This window comes from Streptococcus sp. SCPM-O-B-15294 (M123), assembly GCF_058200455.1.
Map to the genome: position 1 here is coordinate 94,960 of NZ_JBYQGU010000006.1, position 21,713 is coordinate 116,672.

The window sequence follows — 21,713 nt, forward strand, 5'->3', positions numbered from 1 at the left end:
TATGACTTTATCTGATCAAGAGGTTCGAAATTTACAGTTAGGCCTTAAGGGGAATGTTAAAAAAAGTGAGGGAGAAGTTATAAATGTTGGAAAAAATGATAAACCTGAGTTCTATCAAATAGTTTATCGACTGGATAGTACAACTCAAGCATTGGCAGTTGTACCTGTCGATAATGAAAAAGGGGAGAATCCAAATTATAAAGAAACAACTATTGTTGTTGCAGGGACTCAGGTTCCGGGTGATAATTTTGAAGAGCTTGGCAATCAACCTTTTTTTTGGAAAAAGAATCGAGATATTGTTGATTCATCTGAAAGAGCATTCATTGCTAGTGGGGCGTTTGGTTTATTTCCAGGAATGCTTACTCCCCAAGCAGATGATATTGATAGATTTTATCAAATTACTGACGAAAAGATAAAACCTAATAATGGTACCATTTCTAATATGTCGGGGTTCAGTCAAGGAGGACCCGGTGTTGCCTACACAGCATCAAAATATGGACTAAAACAGAACCGTACAATTAAAGTAACAAATTTCATGGATTTTGCAGCTAAAAAAGCTGTCGACACAGGTGGTATATCAAAAGAACAAGTAGACTATCTTAATAAAAATGCTACTATTTATAGAGATAGTCAAAGGCAGGTTGTTAATCTTGACGGTAATGGTGGTGCAGTTCCCTATGGAAAAACAATGATGTTTGAAGTTGTCGATGGAGAAAATGGGCATTCCCCTAGAGCACCTAAATTAAAAGGGAATGTTTTAGACGTTGACTGGTATTATAAACGTAATCGGTTTGCCTCTGGCATGACAGAAAAACAGGTTCGAAAGATAGCAGAGCATAAAGCAAAGAATTTTAAACCAAATTTAGCTCTTTCCAATTATGGGTTAGAAGATAATTTTGATAGGCCGGAACATTATATTAAAGAGTATTTAGATAATTACGGTCCTTTCGCTCCTGAACCAACTAAACAAGATTTGATCTCTTTAAATATCAAACAAATCAAGGAGTTAAAGACTTCCTTGAAGACTAGTTCCGGTAGTAAAAAAATTAGTTTAAGAGAAGAATTGGTCCGAGTAAGTGCGGAAACCACGAAACTTCAAGCTGAGGTTTACGAGGAAGAAATTAAATCAAAAATTGAGTCTGAAAAGGAAAAGGTTTCTCAAAAAATTTCATCCCTTAAAACTGAAGCATATAGTATTGCTCGTCACTTACCATCTAGTGAAGTAGAGGTTTTATTATCTGAATTAACTTTGGATACTGCATGGAACAGTGGCAAAGAGACAAAAACTATCACTGCAGCAAGCGACTATAAGAATACAATGTCTCAAATTTCCGATAATCTGAATAAGGTTGCTGATAGAATTATTGAAAGTGATCAAATAGGTGCCAAGATTTTTAGCAATTAAAAGGAGTTAACGAATGATTGAACCGAATACTGAAGATCGATTAGAAGCGGAGCGCATAAAAACTGAATACATGAAAGTTCAAGAACGATTGGCAATCCAGGCCCTAGTTTCAGCAACAAAAGGTGTCCTAATGGTCGAAGGGGCTATTTTACAAACTTGGCTGGCTAATCAGGCGTTTAAAATGCAGAATTTTGCCACTTCTCAAGTGCCTGCTTCCCTAGAAGGAGGATTAACTGGGGGTGCTGCTGATGCCATCAAAAAGATTTTAACAGAAGTACCTAAACCCGATCTTTCCAGTCCAATACTTTAGGAGAATTCATGAATATCAATGATAAAATTAGTAAAGTTGAGAGTGATCATCAAGCTTTTAGAAGGAAAGTGGCGGATTATGAATTGGATTATCAAGATATGAAGCGAGAAGCAAAAAGACTATCTGAATCTATGACCGATCTTATCATCTCCTTTTGTCATAACAACAATCAAGAACTTCCAATACATGAATTAAGACAATTAGAAGAAAATAGAGATAACTTTGAAAAGAGAATTTCTAGGTTTGAAACTAGATTAAGCCAAACCTATCAGGAAGAAAATAAACTTTACAATAAAAGTATGGAATCTCTTGAAAAAGAGAAAAAGAAGTTATAGCTCTGATGACTGTTTATACCACTCTCTAGTATAGTTCACTCGTTCCTCCTGTCTGAAAATTTTTGTAAATTACAAGTTGAAAACAAATCAATTTTTGATAGCGTTTTCCTTGAATCTAAAATAGGCCAGGAGTATAATAGAGGGTGGAAAAAGTACATTAAAAAGGAGTGTGTCATGATGATCATTAGTGTGATTTTTGCTGTAGCTTACTTTTTGCTGGTTGCCCTTGTTGCGGCTCTCGTTTTCCGAGCGATAGGAAAGATTTTTGAGCTCTTTGATGGCTACCTGATGTACCATTAAGAGATAGACAAGCCCACTCACTATGAGTGGTTTTTTACTATATGACGGAGATAATTATGAATACGGAATATGAAAAGATGATTGCTGGCGAGTTTTACAGTCCTATGGATCCAGAATTGAGGACATTAGCCCAAGAAGCTCGGGCCAAGCAATTTGCCTTTAACCAAGAAGCAGACGGTGAGAAGCGGAGTCAACTCATAAAAAGTTGGTTCGGATCTACTGGAGAAAATCTATCCTTGCATCCCTTCTTGGCTTGTGACTATGGGGTCAATATCCACTTGGGAGAGAACTTTTATGCTAACTGGAACTTAACCATGCTGGATGTCTGCCCGATCAGGATTGGTAATAACGCCATGATCGGTCCCAATTGCCAATTTCTTACCCCTCTCCATCCGTTAGATCCACACGAGCGAAATGCTGGAAAGGAATATGGAGCTCCGATAACGATAGGAGATAACTTCTGGGCGGGTGGTGGAGCTATCATCCTTCCAGGTGTTACCCTAGGCGATAATGTCGTCGTTGGAGCAGGAGCAGTGGTGACCAAATCCTTCGGGGATAATGTAGTCCTAGCTGGTAATCCAGCCAGAATCATTAAAGAAATAGAGGTGAAAGAGTGAAGTTTTACTTTATGGGAGGACTCGGAAGTAACGAAAATCATATGAGCGAATTTGCTCACTGCTTTCCATTCCCCATCACCTATCTAGATCCCTATAAGCTGAAACTGGAATCTCCCCAAGATTTAGTAGACTGGTTTGAAGCCCATGCCGATTCTAATGAAAAGACTTGTATCATTGCCCATTCGCTTGGTGGAGATTTGGCTCGATACCTAGCATCCAATATGCCACAAATTACACACCTGGTTCTTCTAGATGGTGGCTATCTTGACATGGACCAGATCCTACCACTAGAGCAGGAAATCGAAGAGACACTCGCCTATCTGAAGCAACAGGTATTTCCATCTCTAGAGGAAGCTGTTGCAAGTGAACTTGGAGATACTGACAATCCTTCGGAAGCCGCTATAAAAGCCATCCAATCCAGTTACCGTTGGAATCCTGAACTCCATCATTATGAACTGGATTTGGATCCACAAGCGGTTCTTTCCTTGCTGAGAGTCAGACGAGAGCTCCGATCTTATCAAGCTCCTCTAACGGATACCAAGGCCTTGTTTATCGGTCCTAGATACGAGGATGAGCCTGAATGGAGAGCTAGAGCACTTGAAAATTTAGATCCTTCTATCAAGAAGGTCCTCTTAAAGGATCTAGGCCACGATTTTTATACAACAGTTCCCGAGCTTGTCAGCAAAGAAATCATCACTTGGATTCAGATTTGTTCATAAACAACTCATATATAGAAGTTGTTCTATACAATAGTCTAGTAATTTCCGAACATTATTTATATAATCAGCATTCTATTTGAATCGCCTCCGTATCTTTGTTATAATCTTGAATGGAAACGTCGGAAGACGAAGTGATGACCCATCACGATTTAAAATTTAGAAACGAGATTTCAATCCGTATGTTAAACGAATTTCCAATCTTTGATTACGAAGATATTCAACTAATCCCTAACAAGTGTATTATCAAAAGTCGTGCAGAAGCAGACACGACAGTTCAGTTTGGTAAGCACACCTTCAAGATACCAGTCGTACCTGCCAACATGCAGACCATCCTGGATGAAGATGTGGCCGAACAACTGGCTAAAGGGGGCTATTTTTACATTATGCACCGCTTTGACGAAGCTGGTCGCATTCCCTTTATCAAACGGATGCACGATCAGGGCTTAATTGCTTCCATCTCAGTTGGAGTAAAAGACTATGAGTACGATTTTGTGACTCAACTCAAGGACGATGCACCTGAATACATCACCATCGACATCGCTCACGGTCACTCAGATAGTGTCATCCAAATGATCCAGCATATCAAGAAGGAATTACCAGATACCTTTGTCATCGCAGGAAATGTCGGAACTCCAGAAGCTGTTCGTGAGTTGGAAAACGCTGGAGCAGATGCTACCAAGGTTGGAATTGGACCTGGCAAGGTCTGCATCACAAAAGTGAAGACTGGCTTTGGTACTGGCGGTTGGCAGTTAGCCGCCCTTCGTTGGTGTTCAAAAGCAGCTCGCAAGCCCATTATTGCAGATGGTGGAATTCGGACCCATGGAGATATTGCTAAATCCATTCGTTTTGGTGCCAGCATGGTCATGATTGGTTCTCTCTTTGCAGGTCACATCGAAAGCCCAGGGAAAACCGTTGAAGTCGATGGTGAATCCTTTAAGGAGTATTATGGATCTGCTTCCGAGTACCAAAAAGGGGCTTATAAAAATGTTGAAGGCAAGAAAATTCTCCTACCAGCCAAAGGTCATCTGCAAGATACCTTGACAGAGATGGAGCAAGACTTGCAAAGCTCTATTTCCTATGCTGGAGGCCGCAAGGTTGCTGATCTCAAGCATGTCGATTATGTCATCGTTAAGAATTCTATCTGGAACGGTGACTCTCATTAAAACTACAATTACTTATTTATCTTGCGGATTGGCGCAAGGTCTCTACAAGGTGCCGGAACACCTAACAATAAGTAAGTCTTAGATTGATCCAGGGATACTTGGATTCTGTAGAGGCTTACTTGGTAAGTCTCTATTTTTTGTTCCAAACTGTTTAGGAGAAAACATGAAATTATTAGAAGAACGCATATTGAAAGACGGAAATGTCCTGGGAGAGAATATCCTCAAGGTCGATTCCTTCTTGACCCACCAAGTGGATTACCAGTTGATGAAAGAAGTTGGGAAGGCTTTTGCGGAACGCTTTAAAGATGCTGGTCTGACTAAGATTGTGACGATTGAAGCTTCCGGAATCGCTCCTGCCCTCTATGTGGCAGAAGCTTTGGAACTTCCCATGATCTTTGCTAAAAAAGCCAAGAATATTACCATGAATGAAGGGATTTTGACAGCAGAAGTCTATTCCTTTACCAAGCAAGTGACCAGTACGGTTTCCATTGCTAGCAAGTTTTTAACACCAGATGATCGCGTCTTAATCATCGATGACTTTCTGGCAAATGGCCAAGCAGCTAAAGGCTTGATCCAGATTATCGAACAAGCTGGTGCGAGTGTAGAAGCAGTTGGTATCGTTATTGAGAAATCCTTCCAAGATGGCCGTGGACTGCTAGAAGAACTCGGCTACCCAGTTGTTTCACTTGCTCGTTTGGACCGTTTTGAAAATGGTCAGGTTGTATTTAAGGAGGCAGACATCTAATGCAAAAACAAGAAAACCATTCACAGGCAGCCATTCTAGGCTTGCAGCACCTATTGGCCATGTATTCGGGCTCTATTTTAGTACCGATCATGATTGCGGGAGCTTTGGGTTATAATGCCCAGCAATTGACCTATCTCATCTCTACAGATATCTTTATGTGTGGGGTAGCCACCTTCTTGCAATTGCAATTAAACAAATACTTCGGGATTGGTCTTCCAGTCGTCCTCGGGGTTGCCTTCCAGTCTGTGGCACCTCTCAGCATGATTGGGGCTAGTCATGGTAGTGGGGCTATGTTTGGTGCCTTGATTGTTTCCGGGATTTATGTGGTTCTGGTCTCAGGTTTCTTCTCTAAAATCGCTAACCTTTTCCCATCTATTGTGACGGGATCTGTCATTACAACCATTGGTTTGACCTTGATTCCAGTAGCGATTGGGAATATGGGGAACAATGCTGAAGAACCAACAGTTCAAAGTCTGATCTTGGCCGTGATTACCATTCTTATCATTCTGGTGGTTAACATCTATACAACTGGCTTTATCAAATCTATCTCTATTTTGATTGGGTTGATTGTAGGGACAGCTATTGCGGCTTCAATGGGCTTGGTGGACTTCGCACCAGTAGCACAAGCTCCAGTTGTTCACGTTCCGACGCCGTTCTTCTTTGGAGCTCCTAAGTTTGAAATTACTTCAATCGTCATGATGTGTATCATCGCAACTGTTTCCATGGTTGAGTCGACTGGTGTCTATCTTGCTCTTTCAGATATTACAAAAGATCCAATTGATAGCACGCGCCTTCGTAATGGCTACCGTGCTGAAGGATTGGCTGTCCTTCTCGGTGGTATTTTCAATACCTTCCCGTACACTGGATTCTCACAAAATGTCGGCTTGGTGAAATTGTCTGGGATCAAGACCCGTCTTCCAATCTACTACGCGGCTGGTTTCCTCGTTCTTCTTGGTCTCCTTCCTAAGTTTGGAGCTTTGGCGCAAATCATTCCAAGTCCAGTACTTGGAGGAGCTATGCTAGTCATGTTTGGTTTTGTATCTATTCAAGGGATGCAGATCCTTGCGCGTGTTGATTTTGAACACAATGAGCACAATTTCCTCATCGCAGCTGTATCGATCGCAGCAGGGGTAGGATTGAACAACAGCACCCTCTTTAATGGCCTACCAAGTGCCTTTAAAATGTTCTTTGCAAACGGAATTGTTGTTGCCAGTGTCTTGGCTATCATTCTGAACGCTATCTTAAACCGCAACAAAAAATAATCTAAAAAGAGGCTGGGACAAAAGTCCTGGCCTCTCAATTATTTTTGGATTGTTGAGCAAGACGCAGTGGTTGAGTGGGCTCTACTACACTGATTTCATCAGCTTTTACAGCCCTACTCAACCGTGCGGAGGTGGGACGACGAAATCGAATTCTAACGAATTACTGATTTCTGTCCCACTCTCTTTTAATTTTTTTGACATTTAAGGAGACATATAGTAGAGTGGTAAGAGAAAATTTCAACTTGATAAGAAGAGAGTCGTCCCATGTATCTAACCCATCATTTTAAAGAGCGCTTGCGCTTATTTATCAGTCTATTTATCCCCCTCCTGGTCTATCAACTCGCCAACTACTCTGCCAGTTTTGTGGATACGGCCATGACGGGGCAATACAATACCTTGGACTTAGCTGGAGTCTCGACTGCCACAAGTCTCTGGAACCCCTTTTTTACCTTTTTAACGGGGATTGTATCAGCTTTAACACCAATTATCGGTCATCATTTAGGGCAGGGGAATAAAAAACGAATAGCTTCTGATTTATATCAATTTATCTATCTCTCTTTCATGATGGCTGTCCTCTTGATTGCTTTCGTCTTGCTGATTGCACCGATCGTCTTAAGAAAAATTGGTCTAGAAAGTGTCGTAGCTGGGATAGCAACCCGTTATTTAGCCTTTCTCTCTCTGGGGATTTTGCCTCTTTTACTCTTTAGTGTGGTCCGTTCCTTGCTGGATACCTTGGGCCTCACTCGCTTGTCCATGTACCTCATGCTCCTCTTATTGCCTTTAAATGCAAGTTTCAACTACATGTTGATCTATGGAGCTTTTGGTCTACCTGAGTTAGGAGGAGCAGGAGCAGGACTGGGGACATCCTTAGCTTACTGGGTTCTCCTTGTCATTGCATTTTTGATCCTTTTCAAACATCCTAAAGTAGCTATCTACCAACTATGGAAGATCCAACCTCTCAACCTCAAAGAGATGAAAGAGACGATTCGCCTCGGATTACCGATTGGAGGGATAGTATTTGCTGAAGTGATTATCTTCTCTGTAGTAGGCTTGCTCATGGCTAAATTCCCATCTATGACCATTGCCAGTCACCAGTCGGCTATGAACTTCTCAACCCTTATGTATGCTTTCCCAGCTAGCATCTCCAATACCATGGCTATTATCGTTTCCTTTGAGATTGGGGCTGGGCGTCCCGATGTCGTTCGTCAATATTGTCGGATTGGACGCTGGACAGCCTTTGGATTTGCCTTCTTTACCCTCACTTTCCTCTATCTGTATCGCTATCAAGTGGCGGGTCTCTATGGAACTGACTCAGAATTTATTCATCAGACAGCCATCTTTATGTCCTATAGCCTACTGTTCCAAATAGCAGATACGGTCGCAGCACCGATTCAAGGGATTCTTCGGGGTTACAAGGATACAACTGTCCCTTTCCTACTTGGAGTCTTTAGTTACTGGTGTGTCTCTATTCCCTTGGGGATCTTTTTAGACCATGTCACTAACCTAGGTCCGTATGCTTACTGGATTGGCCTAATTTCTAGCATTGTCGTTAGTGGTATTTGTTACCAGATGCGACTATGGCAGATTCAAAAGAAATACCAAATTTCCTAAAAGAGGCTGGGACAAAAGTCCTAGCCTCTCAATTGTCTTTGGATTATCGAGCTAAACGCAGTGGTTGAGTGGGCTCTACTACGCTGATTTCATCAGCTTTTACAGCCCTACTCAACTGTGCGGAGGTGGGACGACGAAATCGAATTCTAACGAATTACCGATTTCTGTCCCACTCTCTTATTTAGTGCGCATTTCACCTTGAGGGAAGTAGGTTCCTTCAGGCATATCATTGATAATGACATGAACAGCAGATTGGGGAGCACCTGTATTCCGAACGACTGCCTCGGTTACTTCCTTGGCCAAAGCTTTCTTTTGCTCCAAGGTGCGCCCTTCGAATAAATCAATACGTACAAATGGCATTGCGCCACCTCCTTTATAAATCTTAACCTTATTTTATCACATTTTATTTGAAAAGAAGAAGTCTATATAGATGTTGCGAGTATAACTTTAATAACCATATAAAAATTTTTTACCAATATTTAGTACTACCTACTTACATAACTTCACTTATTATGGTATAATTAATTTGTGAGAAGTGGTCTCTCACCTTGCGTTTGTCATTTTGTCAGGGAAATGATAGACGCTTTTTTTATTCTCAAATCACAAAAATGATGTGGCAACAGAGTTTAATTTTTGCTAGTGCAAACAGGAAAAACAAGCCACCGTAGAACTCATCATCCATAGCGCATCATTCATTGGTGAACCTCTCTATAAGTTGCCCTAATTTACTGCCCGTGTTATAATATAATGAAACACATTTTAGAGAGAACAGAAGGAAAATGGCACAATTATATTATAAATATGGGACCATGAATTCAGGGAAAACCATTGAAATCTTGAAGGTGGCCCATAATTATGAAGAGCAAGGTAAGAGCGTCGTCATCATGACCTCGGCAATCGATACACGAGATGGAGTTGGAGTAGTTTCTAGTCGGATCGGTATGAAACGAGAAGCCATGGCTATCGAAGACGAGACAGATATCTTTGGTTATATTCAAAGTTTGGAAGAGAAACCCTATTGTGTCTTGATCGATGAAGCTCAGTTTTTGAAACGCCACCATGTCTATGACTTGGCAAGGGTTGTAGATGAACTGGATATACCGGTGATGGCTTTCGGCCTCAAAAATGATTTCCGAAATGAACTCTTTGAAGGTTCCAAACACCTCCTCTTATTAGCCGACAAGATTGAGGAGATCAAAACTATTTGCCAATACTGTTCCCGCAAGGCGACTATGGTCTTGCGTACCCAGGCGGGCAAACCCGTCTATGATGGAGAGCAGATCCAGATCGGTGGACACGAGACCTATATCTCGGTTTGCCGCAAGCATTATTTTAATCCAGATATTAAGCAAGAAAAGAAATCTTAAGGAGCAAACATGAATATCTATGATCAACTACAAGCTGTAGAAGACCGATACGAAGAGTTAGGAGAATTGTTGAGTGACCCAGATGTGGTCTCTGATACCAAACGCTTTATGGAGCTTTCAAAAGAAGAGGCTTCCACTCGTGATACGGTAACAGCCTACCGTGAGTACAAACAAGTCCTTCAAAATATCGTTGATGCTGAAGAAATGATTAAAGAAGCAGGTGGAGACGCGGACTTGGAAGAAATGGCCAAGCAAGAACTTAAGGATGCTAAGGCTGAAAAAGAAGAATACGAAGAAAAATTGAAGATTTTACTTCTTCCAAAAGATCCAAACGATGACAAGAACATTATCTTGGAAATCCGTGGGGCAGCAGGAGGAGACGAAGCTCAGTTGTTTGCTGGGGACCTCTTGCAGATGTACCAAAAATACGCGGAAAGCCAAGGCTGGCGCTTTGAAGTCATGGAAGCTTCCTACAATGGTGTTGGCGGGATCAAAGAAGTAGTGGCCATGGTTTCTGGTCAATCGGTTTATTCAAAACTCAAGTATGAATCTGGTGCCCACCGGGTACAACGGGTTCCAGTGACTGAAAGCCAAGGTCGTGTCCATACCTCAACTGCCACTGTTCTTGTCATGCCAGAAATCGAAGAAGTCGAGTACGACATTGATCCAAAAGACCTTCGGATCGACATCTACCACGCATCTGGTGCGGGTGGACAGAACGTCAACAAGGTTGCAACAGCCGTCCGTATCGTCCACTTGCCAACCAATATCAAGGTAGAGATGCAAGAAGAACGGACGCAACAGAAGAACCGTGAAAAAGCCATGAAGATTATCCGTGCGCGTGTGGCTGACCACTTTGCTCAGATTGCCCAAGACGAGCAAGACGCTGAGCGGAAGTCCACTATCGGTACTGGTGACCGTTCAGAGCGGATCCGGACTTATAACTTCCCTCAAAACCGTGTAACCGATCACCGGATTGGCTTGACCCTTCAAAAACTGGATACTATCTTATCTGGTAAACTGGACGAAGTGGTAGATGCTTTGGTCTTGTATGACCAAACTCAAAAACTAGAAGAGTTGAATAAATAATGTTGTTGGGACCATTATTAGCCCAGTATGAAGAAGCATTAATAGCCGTTGGAGAGGAAGCAGAAAGCCTCTCCTTCGCGTATCGAGCTTTAAAAAACTGGACCTTTACAGACTTTGTCCTGGCCTTGCAAAAAGAAGTTGAAGTAGAGGACCAGGTCTTGCTTGAATCCATCTTTGAGCAGCTGAAACATCACGTGCCTGCCCAGTATATTATTGGTAGTGCAGACTTCTGTGGCCATGTTTTTACAGTTGACGAGCGCGTGCTGATTCCACGACCAGAGACAGAGGAGTTGGTGGCTCTCATACTTGAGGAGAACGATGAGGAAGCCTTACGAGTTCTGGACATTGGTACAGGAAGTGGTGCTATCGCTATTAGCTTAGCCCTTGCTAGACCTACCTGGCAGGTTCAAGCTAGTGATGTCTCAGAAGAGGCTTTAGCCCTGGCTCAAGAAAATGCCAAGCAGTTAGAAGCAGTCCTTGAATTCAAGTCGTCAGATGTACTGGACGAACTAGAAGGTCCTTATGACCTGATTGTGTCCAACCCTCCCTATATCTCTCGGGATGATGTAGAAGAGGTTGGAGCCAATGTTTTAGCCTCTGAACCCCACTTAGCTCTTTTTGCGGATCGTGATGGATATGCCATCTACGAAAAGATTGCCCAGCAAGCACCAAGTGTTTTAACACCAGATGGAAAGATCTATCTGGAAATCGGCTATAAGCAAAGATCAAAAGTAAAAGAGGTTTTTCAAGAAGCATTTCCCAACAAACGCGTTCGTGTTCTGAAAGACCAATTTGGACAAAATAGAATGGTAGTAGTAGACAATGGATCACATTGAGAAAGAATTAGAAGCAGGCCGTGCGGTTATTCTGCCAACTGAAACAGTCTATGGTATTTTTGCTAAAGCTTTAGACCAAGAGGCAGTTGATTATATTTACGAATTAAAACGTAGACCCAGAGACAAGGCTCTAAATTTAAATGTAGCCGATGAAAAAACGATTCGACTTTATTCGAAAAATCAACCTAGTTATTTAACAAAACTGATTCATTCATTTTTACCTGGGCCTCTAACTATTATTCTTCAAGCGAATGACAAAGTACCAGACTGGATTCATTCAGGCTTGGATACAGTTGGTTTCCGTATTCCGGCTCATCCAAAAACATTGGAATTAATTCGTAAATACGGTCCTTTAGTGGGCCCTTCGGCTAATCTTTCAGGTCATGCAAGTGGAACAAAGTATAAGGCCATTGTAAGCGAATTTGATCAAGTGGTTCCTGGTATCAAGGATGATGACTTCTTGACTGGCCAAGATTCAACTATTTTGGATATCTCTGGTTCCAAAGCAATGATTTTGCGGCAAGGTTCGATCACCAAAGCTGATCTGCTTGCACAAGTGCCAGAGCTTTTCTTTGAGGAAGATGAACTTCTTCAGTGATAATGTACATAAATAATTTTTTTTAAAGGAGTAGATCTATGATTTTTGACAAAGAAGATTACGAAGCCTATGATGCTGATCTATGGAATGCCATTGCTAAGGAGGAAGAACGTCAACAAAATAATATTGAGTTGATTGCTTCTGAGAATGTCGTCTCTAAGGCTGTTATGGCAGCTCAAGGATCTATTCTGACCAATAAATATGCCGAAGGCTACCCTGGTCGTCGTTACTACGGCGGGACAGATGTTGTCGATGTGGTTGAAAGCTTAGCCATTGAACGCGCTAAGGAAATCTTTGGAGCTAAGTACGCTAATGTTCAACCGCATTCAGGAAGTCAGGCGAACTGCGCTGCCTATATGGCCTTGATTGAGCCTGGCGATACAGTTATGGGGATGGATCTGGCTGCTGGTGGACATTTGACACACGGAGCTTCTGTAAGCTTCTCAGGGCAAACATATAACTTTGTGTCCTATAGTGTAGATCCTGAAACAGAGCTCTTGAATTTTGATGCCATCCTAAAACAAGCCCAAGAAGTGAAGCCAAAACTCATCGTTGCTGGTGCCTCAGCCTACTCTCATATCATTGATTTCTCTAAATTCCGTGAGATTGCAGATGCAGTAGGAGCCAAGCTCATGGTTGACATGGCCCATATTGCTGGTCTCGTGGCAGCAGGTCTTCATCCAAGTCCAGTGCCTTATGCTCATATCACGACGACGACCACTCACAAGACCCTTCGTGGCCCTCGTGGTGGCTTGATCTTGACCAATGATGAAGACTTGGCCAAGAAGATCAATTCAGCTATCTTCCCTGGTATTCAAGGAGGACCTTTGGAGCACGTCATCGCAGCCAAAGCAGTCGCTTTTAAAGAAGCGTTGGATCCTGCCTTTAAAGAGTATGCAGCGAACGTCATTAAAAACAGTCAAGCCATGGCTGATGTCTTCTTACAAGACCCGGATTTCCGTGTCATTTCAGGCGGAACAGAGAACCACCTTTTCCTTGTCGATGTGACGAAAGTCGTTGAAAATGGGAAAGTGGCGCAAAACTTGCTAGATGAAGTCAATATTACTCTCAACAAGAACTCTATCCCTTATGAAACCTTGTCACCATTCAAGACCAGTGGAATTCGGATTGGAGCAGCAGCCATTACCGCTCGTGGTTTTGGACTAGAGGAAAGCCGTACAGTGGCTGAACTGATGATCAAAACCTTGAAAAACGCAGAGAACTCAGCTGTATTAGAAGAAGTGCGGAACCAAGTCAAAGCCTTGACAGATGCCTTCCCACTTTACGAGGACTAAACCATCTTATGGACATTTACGTAAAAAAAGCCATTATTCATCAATTTAGCCCAGACGATACTGATCTTTATCTAGCAGACAAATTCCTGAATATCACACCAAAAATTGAGGAATACTTGCGCAAGAAGATTGAGCGGGTCTATTCCGATGAGGCCAAGACCGGCATTTTTGAGGAAGACAATCCATTCCTTGAGATGATCACGGATGATCTCCTAGAAACTTCAGTAGCCGTAGCCAATCGCTGGAAAGAAGAATTTGTCGTCTCTGAGAATCAAAAGACCAACGATTTGGTGTTTATCCAATTCTCGAAAGAAGGAGTGGATCATTTTGCCTTTCTTCGGATTGCCTTACGGGAAACCTTGACCCATCTTGGTGGGGAAGTGGATAATCCGATTAAGTTGACGCAAAACAATCTACCTGGTTTTGGAACAGGCGCCGATGAAGCTTTGGTCATTAATCTTCAAAGCCGCAAGTACCATTTGATCGAAAAACGAATCAAGTACAATGGGGCTTTCTTAAACTATTTCTCTGAGAATCTCCTCCAGGAGCAACCCAAGATTTCGCCTAAAAAATCGATCAAAGAAATCGAAAAAACGGCTCAACGAATTGCTGAGAACTTCCAACAAGATGATTTTCAGTTCCAATCCAAGGTCAAATCAGCAATTTTCAACCAACTGGAAGAAGAGAATGAATTGTCACCTGAAAAGTTAGCCAATGATTTGTTCGATAACAACTTAACGGCTCGACTCAGTTTTGTCGATCAGGTGAAAGAGACTATTCCAGATCCTATTCGCTTCGATGAGATTGATGCCAGCCGCCAATTGAAGAAATTTGAAAACCAAAAACTCTCCCTTTCAAACGGAATTGAGCTTTTGGTCCCTAACCATGTTTACGAAGATGCTGAATCGGTAGAGTTCATCCAGAATGATAATGGGACCTACTCGATCCTCATCAAGAATATAGAGGACATTCAGAATAAATAATGATGAAACGAATAATAAAAATTTTCTTTTGCCTCTTGCTCGTCTTTTTCATATATAAGGGCTATCAGATACACCGGGATGTCAAACAGGTCATGACTTATCGTACTTTAGTGCGTGAAGTACTGGCTGAAGAAGATACCGGTACAAATGAAGATCTGATCCTTGCTATGATTTATACAGAGACCAAGGGTAAGGAAGATGATGTCATGCAGGCCAGCGAAAGTGCAACAGGCCAGACAAATTCTATCACCAATAACAAAGAAAGTATCCGGCAAGGGATTCAAACCCTCTCTGAGAATTTGCGAAAAGCAAAGGAGAAGGGAGTTGATCCCTGGACAGCAGTTCAGGCTTATAATTTTGGACAGGATTACATTGAATATGTAGCAAAAAATGGCGGAAAAAATAGCCTTGAATTAGCCCGTAAATACTCAAAAGAAGTGGTTGCACCGAGTCTTGGAAATGTCACAGGAAAGACCTATCTTTATCTCCATCCTATTTCATTTTTACATGGCTCAGAGCTCTACGTTAATGGGGGAAATTATTATTATTCACGTCTCGTTGAAATGAATCAGTTCATTATGAAACTATTTTCCTGGTTCTAATACAAGCAGTCACTCTAAACAAGGGAAGAATCCCTTGTTTTTTTATGGAGCAAACTGTCATCTGTTTTTAAAGAAGCTGTAAGCCAGTCTTAAGATAAAAAGGATAAACTAGTTGGGAGGCAAAGGGGAAAAACCTGCTTCCTTTTTATTGTCCGAAAGAGGTATAGTATGATAGAAGTAGTTATGGAGAAAGTATGAAACCATTCAGGAAATTTATTGGAATCTTTATCATTGGCTGCTTGGCACTACTTGCAAGTTCTTCAACAGTTTTTGCCGACGCAACCATTCAAAAGGTCATTGATCAAAAATATAGCCAACCTGACTATGTCATTGGCTCATCATTGGATGAATTTCAAGTCGAACAAACCCTCAGTCTCTTGATGTATAACTTGTATAAGGAGAAGGAATGGAAAGCCATGAATCCTTCTGCTTATACAAGTTTTACAATTGATGAGAACGGAGATCATTATTCCTCCGTTAAGCTACAGAAACAAGCCAAGAAAGCGCCTATTAGCGTGCACATTGTCACTCCTCAAAATATAACAGAAGTAACAGCGGATATGCATCGCAATGCACTGACCACTCTTGGGCTAGAACATGCGGATATCACGATTGCGTCTCCAACAGAAGCATCAGGACTGAGTGCCCTTGCAGCGGTCGCATACTCCCTTGAGCAAAATGGTAGCACCATATCTGATGAAAACAAAACACTTGCTCAGGAAGAATTATCCCTGCTTGCATCGATCTATAAAGAGAGTGCCCGTAAAAAAGGCTTCCATGAAGATAAGCTCAATGTAGCTGTCATCGATCTTAAAATCGCAGCGCTAACAGGAAGCAACCAAGATAAAAGGCTCGAGAAGAATGATTTTCAAAAGTTGGTTACAAAGATTCTAAAAAACTACCAACTAGAGGACGCTCTAACGGATAAACAAACCAAACAATTAATTGATTATGTAAGCAAGCTTTCTAGTAGTCAGCTTAGCACTGATAAAAACCTAGTCAAGTCCCTCAAAGCTCTAAAACAGGATATCATTGAGAAAGCAGGAGATAGCTTTAATACGATTGATACCAAGCTCAATACAGAAACACTACTGAAAGAAACCAACAAACTTCCTTTGTACCTTATGATTGGACTAGGAGTCCTCATGCTCCTTGGGATTGGATTAACGGCTTGGCATGTTCATAGTCATCAAATCAAGAGGAAATAAACCATACAAAAAAGCCATCGAATGATGGCTTTTTAATCTGTTACTTCGATTGAGAGATAAGGAATACCTAAGATTTTTCCGAAGATACCTAGAAAAGTCTTCCATGCTGAGCCTTTAATGATAGCGGTTTGACCAGCTTTTACGATAACTTCCTTAGAACGAGTAAAGGCTCCTCTTTGATCTACGTAGACCTTAACCATATTAAGACCTTCAGGTAGCGGAAGCGTCACAGTTTCATCTTTACTTAACCTAGCCACACATTCACCGTTAATATAAACGTTTACTTTCATTAAAACACCAACAAGGCCTGTTTGACGAGATACGGTAATTTCTGACATATTGTTTCTCCTAAGTTTTTGACTGTTTACTCAAAAATAGTAGTTCTTTTTAACTATCATAACACAAGCATTGAGTTTAAACAAGACAATAAAATATTTTACCTATTATATTATTTGAGGTTCAAATTATTACTTGAAAAACATTTTATTTTATGGTATCCTAAATTAAAATGATTCACCACAAATTCGTGAATCAAGTAAAGAAATGAGGGAATTATGAATAAAGGTTCATTTAAACAACAACGATTTTCATTACGTAAATTAAAAGTAGGATTGGCCTCTGTAGCAGTTCTTTTCTCTTTTGCCCAACTTGGACAAGCATCTGCTGACGAAACTGTTGCCCCAGCAGCAAGCGAAGCAACAAAACCAAGCGAAGCAAGCAAATCACCCATTGAATCTGCAGCGGATGAAATTGCAGCAGCTAAAAAGCAACCAGTTGTGAAAGAAGCAGAAGCAAAAGCTGGAGATGTCATTGATATTTCTACAAAAGTATCACCTGTAGATGTAAAAGAAAGTCAAGAAGGCAATCAAAAAGTCCATGTAGAAACAGCGACTGCAGAAGTTTCAAAAACAGAAGTGATTGCATCTAAGGATGAGGCAATTCCAGCACCAGCAACGACAACAACAGAAGATACTGTTACTGGTAAGGATGAAAAAGGAAATACCTTTACGCAGTACGAACGTGTTGATAAGACAACTACAGTTGAAATGACCACAACACCAGCTACTGTACAAAAAACAGGAACGGCTGATATTGTTTTCGTAATTGACCGTTCATTATCAATGTCCTATTCGATCCATGTCGTTCGTAAGAATATCAATGAATTTTCAAAAAACCTTTCTAAAGAGGGAATCTCTGCTCGTTTTGGGCTAGCAACATTCAGTGATGAAGTTTACGGCCGTGAGAGAGGTAGAACGGATGAAGGAACTATTTTAACTGATTTCGGTGGCTCTTATTTCACATCCGATCCAGCTAAACTTGAAAAAGCCTTAGCAGATGTGAAGTTAGCAATCGGTGGGGATGCTCCAGAAACTTCAACTCCAGCCTTGAATCAAATTATTTCAACTTACGACTGGTCCAAGGCAGCCAATAGTAGAAAGTTTGTAGTGCTGTTAACAGATGCTGATATGAAAGAAGATCCATCAGTACCGACAATCGCTGAAACAATAGCCAATCTAAAAGCAGCTGGTATTGAAAGATATGTTTCAACTCCGTTATATGGAGAAAAGTATTACAAAGATTTTGTGTCTGAAGGCCGTTGGATGAATATGTCCAATGACTTGGCTGGTACATTAACCAATGAAGCAACTAAGTGGATTGCAGAAACTGTCAAAGAAGGACGTAGCTACAAGATCACAAAAGATAGCTATAAGTTCTATCAAGAGCGTCGCACAACAATTCCAGTTGTTGAGAAGGAAACACCACAACCTAAACTAACTCCTCAACCTCAACCACAACCTAAGCCAATCCCGCAACCAAAACCAACTGCTCACGTTCCAGTTCCAATGATTACTGCAACTAAGCCAGCAGCTGCTCCAGCAGTCATCAAACAAGAACCAGCTAAACTTCCTGAAACTGGAAGTGAGGCAAATGCTACTGGTCTAGCAGGACTTTCATTATTGATTTCTGGTCTTGGTTTAGTTGTTGCAAACAAAAAATCAAAAGAACAATAAGATAAATCAATAAAAACAAAACACCTGAAATTAAGCTATTTAGGCTTCATCAGGTGTTTTTGTTTAGTGTTAACGATAAATTAAAAAGCTGAAATTATAAATTTCAGCTTATTTTTGAATAACTCATTCTATTCCCACTCAACGGTTGCAGGTGGTTTACTTGTGATATCGTAGACGATGCGGTTAACGTGATCAACTTCGTTTACGATACGGACTGAGATTTTTTGAAGGACTTCCCATGGAATCTTGGCAAAGTCAGCTGTCATACCATCGATCGAAGTGATAGCACGGATAGCAATCGTATAGTCATAAGTACGACCGTCACCCATAACACCTACAGAGCGAACGCCAGTGTTAACAGTGAAGTATTGCCAGATATCACGGTCAAGGCCAGCTTTAGCGATTTCTTCACGAAGGATGGCATCAGATTCACGAACAGTTTCGAGTTTTTCTTCAGTAATTTCACCCATAACACGGATCGCAAGCCCAGGACCTGGGAATGGTTGGCGCCATACGATGTGGTCTGGCATGCCAAGCTCAGTACCGAGGGCACGAACTTCGTCCTTGTATAGAGTGTTAAGTGGCTCGATCAATTCAAACTGCATGTCTTCTGGAAGTCCACCCACGTTGTGGTGAGACTTGATGGTTTGAGCAGTATCCGTACCTGATTCGATAACGTCTGTGTAAAGTGTTCCTTGAGCCAAGAATTTTACATCTTTTAACTTGCTTGCTTCGTCATCAAAGACATAAACAAATTCATTACCGATAATCTTCCGTTTTTGTTCAGGGTCAGATACACCAGCCAATTTATCAAGGAAACGTTTGGCAGCATCTGCCTTAACAATGTTCAGCCCAAACTTACCACCAAGCATATCCATAACTTGATCAGCTTCCCCTTTACGAAGAAGACCGTGGTCTACAAAGATACAGATCAATTGATCACCGATGGCTTTTTGGAGTAGAACCCCAACGACAGAAGAGTCAACACCACCTGAAAGACCAAGAAGGACACGTTTGTCTCCAACTTTCTCACGGATTTTTTTGATCTGCATGTCAATGAAGTTGTCCATGGTCCAGTCACCTTTAGCTCCACAGATGTTCAAGGCGAAGTTACGCAAGATGTCATAACCGTGAACAGAGTGACGAACCTCAGGGTGGAATTGGATACCGTAGATTTTCTTATCTGGATTTTCAATCGATGCAAATGGACAGTCAGCAGAAGTACCAGTGCGGATAAAGTCAGCCGGAATTTCTGTAACAGCATCTCCATGGCTCATCAAGACCAATTGTTTATCTGGTGTGCCGGCAAAAAGAGCAGAAGATTCTGTCAAAGTCAGTTCAGATTGACCATATTCGCGGTTACCAGCATCACCTGCAGGAACAACCTTCCCACCAAGCTTGTGTGTCAAAAGCTGCATTCCGTAGCAGATCCCCAAAATCGGAATTCCAAGTTCAAAAATCTCTGGATCAATGTCGAAAGATCCTTCTTCATATACTGAGTTTGGTCCGCCTGAAAGAACGATCCCGACTGGATTGATTGCACGAACTTCAGCTGCAGTAATCTTGTGGCTCTTCAATTCTGAAAAGACACCAATCTCACGAATACGACGAGAGATGAGCTGATTGTACTGGCTACCGTAGTCAAGCACGATGATTTTTTCAACATCATGCAAATCAGTTGATAGGTTTGTCATCTTTTCCCCTTCTTCTAGAAAATTCTTTTCCTCTATTCTAACACAAAAGCCCCTTCATTACCAATCAAGACTGACTAGGATTGAAGATTTAACAAAATTGCGCTACAATAGGGTATAACACACAGAAAGAGTAGCAAGATGATTCCAGCTTACATACAAATTCACGATCAAATTAAAGCCGAAATTGACCAGAAAATCTGGAAAATTGGACAGCGCCTCCCTAGTGAGCGGGACTTGGCTGAGAAGTTCCAAGTTAGTCGGATGACCCTTCGTCAAGCCATTACACTCTTGGTAGAAGAAGGAGTACTGGAGCGCCGTGTTGGTAGTGGTACCTTTGTCGCTAGCACGCGCGTCCAGGAAAAGATGCGGGGGACGACTAGTTTTACTGAAATCATGAAGGCCCAAGGAAAGATCCCTTCGACACAGGTTATTTCTTACAAACGCACCATTCCTAGCCTTCAAGAAGTAGATAAACTTGGTATCGACAAGACCGAAACAATTGTTCGAATGGAACGGGTTCGTTATGCAGATGGTGTACCAGTCGTTTATGAAGTCACCTCAATTCCTGAGAAATTTATCAAAAACTTCAAAAAAGAAGAAGTGACCAGCCATTTCTTCCAAACCTTGGAAAAGCACGGCTATCGAATTGGCAAATCTCAACAAACCATCTACGCTCGCTTGGCCAAAGAAAAAATTGCTGAATATCTGGAAATTCCCAAAGGACAGGCCATCCTTGGTTTGACCCAGATCTCATATTTTGATAATGGTGTCGCTTTTGAGTATGTAAAAAGTCAATATGTCGGCGAACGCTTTGAGTTTTACTTAGAAAATAATTAGATTTACATAATTTATATTACGTAATTCACAGAAGTCTTTCGCTAGGAAACATCAATCTAGTTTTAGACCATTTGGAATCTGACTTTCTTGTTTCTCGTGAGTCAAAATAGGTAAGTCCCGCTAGTCTTTAGCGGGCTTTTTTGATATAATGAAAGGTATGGAAATTGAGAAAACCAACCGAATGAATGCGCTCTTTGAGTTTTACGCAGCGCTCTTGACGGACAAGCAAATGAACTATATCGAGCTTTATTACGCAGATGACTACAGCTTAGCTGAGATTGCGGAAGAGTTTGGGGTCAGTCGTCAGGCGGTTTATGACAATATCAAGCGGACAGAGAAGATTCTAGAGGATTACGAGATGAAGTTGCACATGTACTCGGACTACATTGTACGCAGCCAGATTTTTGATCAGATTTTAGAACGCTATCCGGAAGATACTTTTCTACAAGAGCAGGTTGAAATTTTATCAAGCATTGACAATCGGGAGTGATTATGGGCAGTCTCGTCATTTATCAAGGAATACCTTGCAAACTATTAGTCGCAGAGGAAGTATTTCCTACTCGACTACAGATTATCTCGCCCGATGATATCTCCAAAGCTATGCAAATAGGTTTTAGCTGTTGGGGATATCCAAATGAAATCATGAAAGAAGTCACACCCGAAGAACTAGAATGTTTGCAACATTTCGGACGATATCCACTGAATTGAAAAAAAATAGGAGAAAA

25 protein-coding genes and 1 riboswitch are annotated in these 21,713 nt (G+C 41.4%); of the genes, 22 read left to right on the forward strand and 3 right to left on the reverse strand.

Annotation, left to right across the window (positions count from 1 at the left end; genetic code table 11):
- Position 1: 1 nt before the first annotated feature.
- The 10 genes from AC3E8G_RS05675 (at position 2) to AC3E8G_RS05720 (ending at position 8,467) form a co-directional block, all read left to right on the forward strand.
- Positions 2-1,405 (forward strand): hypothetical protein, encoded by a 1,404-nt coding sequence (locus tag AC3E8G_RS05675; protein WP_490677222.1) that lies wholly within the window; start codon positions 2-4, stop codon positions 1,403-1,405.
- 13 nt (positions 1,406-1,418) lie between these two features.
- Complete coding sequence (locus AC3E8G_RS05680) at positions 1,419-1,715, forward strand: hypothetical protein (RefSeq protein WP_223363996.1); 297 nt, start codon at positions 1,419-1,421, stop codon at positions 1,713-1,715.
- An 8-nt stretch (positions 1,716-1,723) separates the two neighbouring features.
- Positions 1,724-2,050 (forward strand): hypothetical protein, encoded by a 327-nt coding sequence (locus AC3E8G_RS05685; RefSeq protein WP_414285941.1) that lies wholly within the window; start codon positions 1,724-1,726, stop codon positions 2,048-2,050.
- Positions 2,051-2,224: 174 nt separating this feature from the next.
- On the forward strand, positions 2,225-2,350 hold the full coding sequence (locus tag AC3E8G_RS05690) for a hypothetical protein (protein WP_023023285.1): 126 nt from the start codon (positions 2,225-2,227) through the stop codon (positions 2,348-2,350).
- 56 nt (positions 2,351-2,406) lie between these two features.
- Positions 2,407-2,967 (forward strand): sugar O-acetyltransferase, encoded by a 561-nt coding sequence (locus tag AC3E8G_RS05695; RefSeq protein ID WP_233331499.1) that lies wholly within the window; start codon positions 2,407-2,409, stop codon positions 2,965-2,967.
- Positions 2,964-3,686 carry an alpha/beta fold hydrolase gene (locus tag AC3E8G_RS05700; protein WP_233331500.1) on the forward strand — a complete coding sequence of 241 codons (723 nt, stop codon included), beginning with the start codon at positions 2,964-2,966 and terminating at the stop codon, positions 3,684-3,686. Before AC3E8G_RS05695 ends, AC3E8G_RS05700 begins: the two co-directional genes overlap by 4 nt.
- A 179-nt stretch (positions 3,687-3,865) precedes the next feature.
- Entirely contained in the window at positions 3,866-4,849 is a 984-nt protein-coding gene (guaC, locus tag AC3E8G_RS05705) for a GMP reductase (RefSeq protein WP_233331501.1), read from the forward strand.
- A riboswitch (purine riboswitch) is annotated at positions 4,842-4,937 on the forward strand. Its footprint overlaps the gene before it by 8 nt.
- Positions 4,938-5,012: 75 nt before the next feature.
- A complete protein-coding gene (locus AC3E8G_RS05710) occupies positions 5,013-5,594 on the forward strand; it encodes a xanthine phosphoribosyltransferase (protein WP_490677223.1) in 582 nt (193 codons plus the stop codon).
- Complete coding sequence (locus AC3E8G_RS05715; protein ID WP_048691230.1) at positions 5,594-6,856, forward strand: nucleobase:cation symporter-2 family protein; 1,263 nt, start codon at positions 5,594-5,596, stop codon at positions 6,854-6,856. The genes AC3E8G_RS05710 and AC3E8G_RS05715 overlap by 1 nt, the downstream gene beginning before the upstream one ends.
- A gap of 264 nt (positions 6,857-7,120) precedes the next feature.
- Positions 7,121-8,467, forward strand: coding sequence for an MATE family efflux transporter (locus AC3E8G_RS05720; protein WP_490677224.1), 1,347 nt, complete (start codon positions 7,121-7,123; stop codon positions 8,465-8,467).
- A 177-nt stretch (positions 8,468-8,644) separates the two neighbouring features.
- Here the strand turns inward: AC3E8G_RS05720 and AC3E8G_RS05725 are convergent, their stop codons facing one another.
- Positions 8,645-8,827 carry a 4-oxalocrotonate tautomerase gene (locus AC3E8G_RS05725; protein WP_001117401.1) on the reverse strand — a complete coding sequence of 61 codons (183 nt, stop codon included), beginning with the start codon at positions 8,825-8,827 and terminating at the stop codon, positions 8,645-8,647.
- A gap of 419 nt (positions 8,828-9,246) precedes the next feature.
- On the opposite strand from AC3E8G_RS05725, the gene AC3E8G_RS05730 reads away from it, so the two are divergent.
- From AC3E8G_RS05730 to AC3E8G_RS05765, 8 genes are all read left to right on the forward strand, one after another.
- Positions 9,247-9,834, forward strand: coding sequence for a thymidine kinase (locus AC3E8G_RS05730; RefSeq protein WP_490677225.1), 588 nt, complete (start codon positions 9,247-9,249; stop codon positions 9,832-9,834).
- Between the two features lie 9 nt (positions 9,835-9,843).
- The gene (prfA, locus tag AC3E8G_RS05735; RefSeq protein ID WP_003007273.1) at positions 9,844-10,923 is read left to right on the forward strand and encodes a peptide chain release factor 1; all 1,080 of its coding nucleotides are present in this window, start codon (positions 9,844-9,846) and stop codon (positions 10,921-10,923) included.
- Positions 10,923-11,759, forward strand: a complete 837-nt coding sequence (gene prmC / locus AC3E8G_RS05740) for a peptide chain release factor N(5)-glutamine methyltransferase (protein WP_490677226.1) — start codon at positions 10,923-10,925, stop codon at positions 11,757-11,759. Before prfA ends, prmC begins: the two co-directional genes overlap by 1 nt.
- A complete protein-coding gene (locus AC3E8G_RS05745) occupies positions 11,746-12,357 on the forward strand; it encodes an L-threonylcarbamoyladenylate synthase (protein ID WP_490677227.1) in 612 nt (203 codons plus the stop codon). Before prmC ends, AC3E8G_RS05745 begins: the two co-directional genes overlap by 14 nt.
- A gap of 38 nt (positions 12,358-12,395) precedes the next feature.
- A complete protein-coding gene (gene glyA / locus AC3E8G_RS05750) occupies positions 12,396-13,652 on the forward strand; it encodes a serine hydroxymethyltransferase (protein ID WP_490677228.1) in 1,257 nt (418 codons plus the stop codon).
- A gap of 8 nt (positions 13,653-13,660) precedes the next feature.
- Complete coding sequence (locus AC3E8G_RS05755) at positions 13,661-14,635, forward strand: nucleoid-associated protein (RefSeq protein ID WP_490677229.1); 975 nt, start codon at positions 13,661-13,663, stop codon at positions 14,633-14,635.
- Positions 14,635-15,237, forward strand: coding sequence for a lysozyme family protein (locus AC3E8G_RS05760; RefSeq protein WP_023026820.1), 603 nt, complete (start codon positions 14,635-14,637; stop codon positions 15,235-15,237). The genes AC3E8G_RS05755 and AC3E8G_RS05760 overlap by 1 nt, the downstream gene beginning before the upstream one ends.
- A gap of 194 nt (positions 15,238-15,431) precedes the next feature.
- On the forward strand, positions 15,432-16,445 hold the full coding sequence (locus tag AC3E8G_RS05765; RefSeq protein ID WP_490677230.1) for a DUF1002 domain-containing protein: 1,014 nt from the start codon (positions 15,432-15,434) through the stop codon (positions 16,443-16,445).
- A 32-nt stretch (positions 16,446-16,477) separates the two neighbouring features.
- Here AC3E8G_RS05765 and AC3E8G_RS05770 read toward each other — a convergent pair whose 3' ends face one another.
- A complete protein-coding gene (locus AC3E8G_RS05770) occupies positions 16,478-16,783 on the reverse strand; it encodes a hypothetical protein (RefSeq protein ID WP_154858127.1) in 306 nt (101 codons plus the stop codon).
- 216 nt (positions 16,784-16,999) lie between these two features.
- On the opposite strand from AC3E8G_RS05770, the gene AC3E8G_RS05775 reads away from it, so the two are divergent.
- A complete protein-coding gene (locus tag AC3E8G_RS05775) occupies positions 17,000-18,457 on the forward strand; it encodes a VWA domain-containing protein (protein WP_490677231.1) in 1,458 nt (485 codons plus the stop codon).
- A gap of 128 nt (positions 18,458-18,585) precedes the next feature.
- On the opposite strand, the gene guaA is transcribed toward AC3E8G_RS05775, so the two are convergent.
- Positions 18,586-20,151 carry a glutamine-hydrolyzing GMP synthase gene (gene guaA / locus AC3E8G_RS05780; protein ID WP_490677232.1) on the reverse strand — a complete coding sequence of 522 codons (1,566 nt, stop codon included), beginning with the start codon at positions 20,149-20,151 and terminating at the stop codon, positions 18,586-18,588.
- A gap of 138 nt (positions 20,152-20,289) precedes the next feature.
- Here guaA and AC3E8G_RS05785 point away from each other — a divergent pair, with 138 nt between their 5' ends.
- From AC3E8G_RS05785 to AC3E8G_RS05795, 3 genes are all read left to right on the forward strand, one after another.
- Positions 20,290-20,988 (forward strand): GntR family transcriptional regulator, encoded by a 699-nt coding sequence (locus AC3E8G_RS05785; RefSeq protein ID WP_023023243.1) that lies wholly within the window; start codon positions 20,290-20,292, stop codon positions 20,986-20,988.
- 157 nt (positions 20,989-21,145) lie between these two features.
- The gene (locus AC3E8G_RS05790) at positions 21,146-21,478 is read left to right on the forward strand and encodes a putative DNA-binding protein (protein WP_003001435.1); all 333 of its coding nucleotides are present in this window, start codon (positions 21,146-21,148) and stop codon (positions 21,476-21,478) included.
- A gap of 2 nt (positions 21,479-21,480) precedes the next feature.
- On the forward strand, positions 21,481-21,696 hold the full coding sequence (locus AC3E8G_RS05795; RefSeq protein WP_154858132.1) for a 2-oxoglutarate:acceptor oxidoreductase: 216 nt from the start codon (positions 21,481-21,483) through the stop codon (positions 21,694-21,696).
- Positions 21,697-21,713: the final 17 nt, after the last annotated feature.